Origin of the sequence: Mesotoga infera, assembly GCA_011045915.1 — a bacterium.
Classification (GTDB): Bacteria; Thermotogota; Thermotogae; order Petrotogales; family Kosmotogaceae; genus Mesotoga; species Mesotoga infera_D.
Genome location: DSBT01000257.1, coordinates 1 through 3806 on the forward strand (window position 1 = coordinate 1; position 3806 = coordinate 3806).

The 3806-nt window shown below is 42.1% G+C and carries 3 protein-coding genes; all 3 read left to right on the forward strand.

Annotated elements, in window-relative coordinates; genetic code table 11:
• Nucleotides 1-216 precede the first annotated feature (216 nt).
• Nucleotides 217-2589: a hypothetical protein gene (locus ENN47_08785; GenBank protein ID HDP78259.1), complete on the forward strand. Its 2373-nt coding sequence runs from the start codon at nucleotides 217-219 to the stop codon at nucleotides 2587-2589.
• A 48-nt stretch (nucleotides 2590-2637) separates the two neighbouring features.
• Entirely contained in the window at nucleotides 2638-3174 is a 537-nt protein-coding gene (locus ENN47_08790; protein ID HDP78260.1) for a hypothetical protein, read from the forward strand.
• Nucleotides 3175-3327: 153 nt separating this feature from the next.
• The coding region (locus ENN47_08795; protein ID HDP78261.1) for a linear amide C-N hydrolase at nucleotides 3328-3806 on the forward strand (479 nt) is incomplete at its 3' end.

Genomic DNA, 3806 nt, shown 5'->3' on the forward strand with positions numbered 1-3806 from the left:
ATGATAACAAATGATTTTGCAGCGGTACAGTTTTTTAGGAAGAAACAAACGAAGAATCTTAATTCAAAAACATGATTTAAAGGGATCTCCGGCATTCTAAGTCTGAGTCATGTCATCTGCCGCAGTATCACACACTCTAGATTGTCTTGGGTTTGAGTTCGTATATCATATAATCCACTTGTTTGGGGTCCAATTATTTCTACGGGTGGTTTCTCAATGAGAAAAATATTATTGGTCATTTTTCTTCTTTCAATTATATTTTGCTCTCATATTGTGGCTACGAAGATTATGGTCGTACAGAGCTATGATAATGATTACATTTGGTCTAAAGAGCTTCTTGACGGTATTCAGACCGTATTGTCCGATCCTTCGTTCGAGTGGAAAGTCTTCTACATGGACACCCGCATTCAGACTTCGGAAGAATGGAAGATCAAGTCCGGGGTGTTGGCCTCAGAAGAGGCGTCTGTTTTCAATCCGGACATATTGATCGCCTGTGATGACAATGCGATGGAATATTTCGCAAAGGATTATCTCGATGCGCCGGTTATTTTCTGTGGTGTAAATCTCGATCCTTCGGTTCATTATTCAACCAACGCGAATCAAACCGGTGTGAAAGAAGTGATCTTCGCTCGTGAAACCAACTCGATGATACTTGAACTCTTTCCTGAAATTGAGACCATTCGTTTTATAGGAGACAACAGCGAGACCTTTGAGGGAATGAAAGAACAGCTACAGAATCTCGATTTCAAAGATAAACCGGTAGAGATTGAAGGATTCAAGGTTTTTGATGATTGGAAAAAGTACGTAGAGGGTGTGTCTCGGCGTGAAGCGGTCGTTCTTCTCACAGTGAGAACAATCGAGGACATATCTGGCAACACAGTCAACGCTCGTGACGTGATACAGTGGACGGTGGAAAACTCCTCTGGTCCCGTCTTCGGTGTATCTGACTTCATTGTTCGAGACGGAGCCGTCGGTGGAGTCGTAAATCCTGGTTTTGAAGAGGGAAAACAGGCAGCGATTTTGGCATCTAGGATCCTCTCAGGAAGTTCCGCATCAGAAATCGAGATAGAGACTTCGAAAAATCCGAAAACACTTCTCAATATTGAAGCTCTCGGTAAGTGGAATATAGAGCTAAATATCGGCTGGACCGACATAGTTGATGAAGTTATCACAGACTGGTCGATACCAGCTCAGAGCATTCTTAACCTTATCATGACGTCTTTTGAAGAACGGCTCTTGGGAATTATGAGTTCACTTAGGATTCTTGCATCCTGTGGTGAAGTGAAGTCTGGAGACTGGTCATTCATCCGACCCATGCTTGAGAAATTCAACATGGAGTATGAAGGTCTTGGTTTATATATTCTCGCGGATGGCGGATATTATACCGTTCAAAGAGACTGGACCGGTTTGAACCTGGCGAATCGCGGCTACTTTCCTGATCTTCTGGAGGGAAAAGAGGTACTGGGTTATCAGGTACTTAGTCGTTCTACGGGAAAGAGATCGATAGTTTTCGCAGTTCCTGTTAAGGATAACGGTGAGATTTCGGCTTTCGTAGGTCTATCTGCCTTTTTTGATAACTGGAATTTCTCACTGATAGAACGTTTAATTCTCCTTCCAGATATTCACTTCTACGTCTTCGATGCACAGAATTCACTTGCTATGACAGACGAAACCGCACTTCTACTTGGTTCTCTGGACTACCCGGTGGTCGGTTTAAGCGAGAGATTGAAAGGACTCTCAACTGACAACGGGAGTTTGATTTATTCAAACGGTGAGAGTTTGAATACTGCGTACTTCAAGAAATCAACACATGGTGGCTGGACATTTGTGATATCCAAATCGATCGATGATGTTGCCGAAAAGAAGGATATGGATCTTCTGCTTAAGAGTGTACAGAAAAAAATTCAGGAGCAGTTCAACATCATGGACAGTTCCCTTGCAAAAGGAGCGGAAGATATAAGAAGGGTTCTTCAGGACCCTTCCGGCGTAAGGAAAATTCTTAAAGATCTGTACTTAAACAATCCCCAGGTTGTAAACGTATCATTCATAGACATGGAAGGCGTTTTGAAGTACATATACCCTGATGAATTCGATTATGTGGAAGGAGACTGGATTGGAGATCAAGAACAGGTAGTTGAACTCCATAGGAGGGGATTACCTGTATTGAGTCAGAGTTTTGTTGCTGTTGAGGGCTTCCCCGCTCTTGATCTTGAATGGCCAGTATTTACTAAGGAAGGTCAACTCTCAGGTTCTCTAAGCTTCCTGATAAAGCCGGAAACCTTTCTGGCACCCCTCATAATGCCGAATAACTATGAACCCTATGAGTTCTGGGTCATGCAGCCGGATGGCTTGATATTCTACGACCAGGATGAAATGGAGATAGGCAGGAACCTCTTCGCCGACCGACTTTACGAACCATTTGAGGAACTAAGAGTGCTGGGTACCGAGATAACTCAAAAGGAATCTGGGGTGGGAGAATACAGTTTCTTTTCTCGTGGAATGGACCTTGTTGTCGTGAAAGAAGTCAGGTGGAGCTCCGTTGGGCTTCATGGAACACAATGGCGCTTGATTCTTACAAAAAGCAAATGATCTAAAAAAGACCCGTTCTTATGTTAACGGGTAAAGGTGGTGGATAGCATGGCAGAAGCAAAGAAGTTCGACTGGATCTCTCTTCTAGTGGGTTTCGTGTTGATAATTGGAGGTGTTTTTTCTCTGAGTAATCCTCTTGCAACGTTCCTTACCCTTGCAATAATGTTAGGTATCGTTGTTCTTGTTCGTGGAATTATGTTGATAGTTGCCTTCTTCAAACTTGAAAACCGAACCGGAGCTAAGGTCTTCTTCGCGCTAATTCTAGGAATATTGTTGGCTATTACGGGGGTAATATTTCTCTTCAGACCGCTTTTTGCCGCAAATGTGTTTGCTTTCATAATAGCGATATGGTTTATTGTGGATGCCATTAACAACCTGATAAACGCCGATCAGTTGAAACCGGCGGGAAAGGGAATCTACTTTCTGAGCATTGTCTTCAATGTGCTTGTGTTATTCGGTGGAATAATACTAATTCTACATCCTCTCATTGCCGGTCTGTCGGTTGCTGTAATGATTGGAATAACGCTGCTGGTTTTTGGTGTAAACCACATAGTTCTTGCATTCATGGGCAAGGAGGCTGCATAGAAACACTGATTTTCTGGTAATCGGAATTAACTAGATCTTTCAAACTTGAGATGGGATCGGAATGTATCAATCAAGATTCCATCTTTTCTTTTCTTGCATATTACTGCTCAGAAATGAAAAATCTTCAAAGTACAGTTGAGGTATAATGCTTATATGGCTCCTGATTTAGTTTATACTTCTTGTAAATTCTTGTTTTCTGCGTTCGATTTCTGGAAACCTCTCATGGAGTTCATGGTTCTATCGTCATTACTGTTCTTGGATTTCTCGCAAAAAGGAGGTAATTGGATGAGAAAATTTACAGTGATCTTTGCTCTTTTAGTAGCTTTCCTTTCTGTTTCAATTGGATGTACGGAGTTTCTTCTTTCGCCTGAAAAAAACAATGGTTTAGTTATCTCAGGTAGAAGTATGGAGTTTTCATATCCTCTGAACTCGAAAGTTGTCTTCTTCAACAGGGGTGACAGTTTTAGTAGTCATATGCCCGATGGGTCTGAATCGGTCTCGTGGGAAAATAAATATGGATTTGTGGGATTGAATGCTTTTGATATTCCCACAGCAATTTCAGATGGATTGAATGAAACGGGATTGTCTTTGAGCGCATTGTGGTTGCCGGGAACAGAGTATGAAGAGGTCGC

Coding starts and splice junctions, on each gene's coding strand:
- ENN47_08790 (HDP78260.1), top strand. CDS start 2,638: ATGGCAGAAGCAAAGAAGTTCGACTGGATCTCTCTTCTAGTGGGTTTC.
- ENN47_08785 (HDP78259.1), top strand. CDS start 217: ATGAGAAAAATATTATTGGTCATTTTTCTTCTTTCAATTATATTTTGC.